At 46.0% G+C, this 2,003-nt stretch carries 2 protein-coding genes; both read left to right on the top strand.

Going from position 1 to position 2,003, the window contains the following annotated elements; all coding sequences use genetic code 11:
• Positions 1-1,305: VENN motif pre-toxin domain-containing protein (locus ACFX4O_RS24340; protein ID WP_380211871.1), on the top strand; the 1,305-nt coding region annotated here is incomplete at its 5' end.
• Entirely contained in the window at positions 1,306-1,884 is a 579-nt protein-coding gene (locus tag ACFX4O_RS24335; RefSeq protein WP_380211872.1) for a hypothetical protein, read from the top strand.
• Positions 1,885-2,003: the final 119 nt, after the last annotated feature.

Here is a 2,003-nt window from a genome sequence, read left to right as displayed (position 1 = left end):
GGTCTGGGCAAACTTAACCCGACGAAAGACGAAATTGCTGACCAGGCGGGAAGAACCGCAGAAGCGCAATACGGTACGGGAAGTACGCTTCAGCGCGGAATAACGGCTGCCACGGCGGCGATACAGGCGCTGGCCGGTGGCGATATTAAAGCCGCTCTTGCGGGCGCTGCTGCGCCGTATATTGCTGGTGAAATTGCGAAACAGATCCCGGACACCAACCCCGCCGGACGTGTTCTTGCCCATGCGGTGGTCAATGCAGCCCTGGCAGCGGCGAGCGGAAAAAACGCAGCCACTGCAGCAGCGGGAGCGGCAACGGGCGAACTGGCCGGGATAATTGCCCTCGACGCGTGGGGCATAAAAGATGTCCGCAAGCTGAGTGAAGAGCAGAAACAAACCGTTTCGGCGCTGGCGACGCTGGCATCCGGGCTTGCGGGCGCGCTGGTGGGAGACAGTGGGGCAAATGCTATAGCGGGTGCGCAGGCCGGGAAAACGACGGTAGAGAATAATGCTTTCAATTTAGCTGGAAGAACAGACTCTGATGTCAGGAATAAAATCCAACGAGAAGTTGATGGCGTTGATTTAGATGACGTTTATGGGAAAGACAAAGAAAAAATAGATGCTTACAGAAAAGGAAGAGAATCTGGTATTAAAGCTGGCCTCAAAGAGGGGGCTGTCGAGTTCATAGATGATACCGTTAATGCTGTCCGGCATCCAATTGACACAATTACCGATTTGACAAGTGCTGTCTGGAATTACGACCAAACCTACGGAGCAATTAAACTCTCTTTATCGCAATGGAATGAATTATATGAATATGCCTTGATCCATAATCCTGCATTGGCGGGGAATATGGCCGGTACACTCCAGGGTAAGATGATGGGGAATGTTGGTACCAGCATTCTTGTATCTGGTGCTGCGGCAAAAGTGGTTCAGGAAGTTGCGCAGGTAAAAAATGGCGTCGCTATGGCGCAGAAAGGACGTACTGTTGTTGATGATATTTCAGGTTATGGTAAACAAACAGAGGTAAAAATTGAAAAAGGGCAGAGCAGGGGAAGTTCAACGCAAATAGAAATTTACAATATGAATCAGGCCGAGGCAATCGAAAATTTATCTGCGAATGGTTATGTTAAGTCTGTTTCCAAGGATGGTAAAGTTACTGTCATGCAAAAGGACAATACAGTATATCGATTTTATCCGTTTTCAACGGGGGGGGGGATGCGTGGTGCCCCAACAGGTATCCCTTCTGCATCAGTAACTGTAAATGGAAAAACCCTTACTAAATTACGTTTCAAGGAGAATGATTAGATGACAACAAAATCAACAGAGGAAAGGGCATTGCTCCAGCATGTCATAAAAACAGAAGCGGATGTTCCTTTACAAGTTTTTAATGTTAATTTCTCAACGTATTTATTTTTCGATAATGATATCTGTCACTCACACGACTTAATCAATGCGATAAAAATGGTTGTTCGTGACTCCTTTGCCGATGATTCAGTAGCTGCTGTTTATAGCAGTTACGATTTTTCTTTTTTAGGTGAATTATGTATGGATGATGACTGGGTGGCTAAGTTAGCATCATTCAATCGTCGTATGAACGAAGAGGGGGATTATCATTCACTGACTATAATCGATAAAACAAAACAATGGGCGCTTTTTCAAAATACTCCCGTTGAAGACGGCGTTTTAGGAATCACTTCTAATAGAGATTCAGGCTGTATTAACGATTTAATTGGTGAGTTTTTCTTTAATTGTGAAACTCTTGCGGAATTACTCAAAGAGAAGACCGAACGTGATAAAAGCCTGGTACGCACCATAGGGAAGGAATATATCATGAAGATGATTGAGAATTACGGTAACAAACTAAAAGGGTCAAGAGAATACTAGAGAATCGTGCCCCTACCCCGGTAGACGATCCTGCCCTATAGTTGGACTGACCCCGCCCCGGTAGACGATCCTGCCCTATAGTTTGAGCATAGGAGGAGCGTATGGGCACACCACGATTT

The organism is Kosakonia sp. YIM B13571 (assembly GCF_042788095.1).
Classification (GTDB): Bacteria; Pseudomonadota; Gammaproteobacteria; order Enterobacterales; family Enterobacteriaceae; genus Kosakonia; species Kosakonia quasisacchari.
Note: the sequence above shows the minus strand (reverse complement) of the source record. Positions and strands in the feature narration are given on the sequence as shown.

What these genes read in the sequence shown, in the direction of transcription:
- ACFX4O_RS24335 (WP_380211872.1), top strand. Translation starts at nt 1,306, where the DNA reads ATGACAACAAAATCAACAGAGGAAAGGGCATTGCTCCAGCATGTCATA.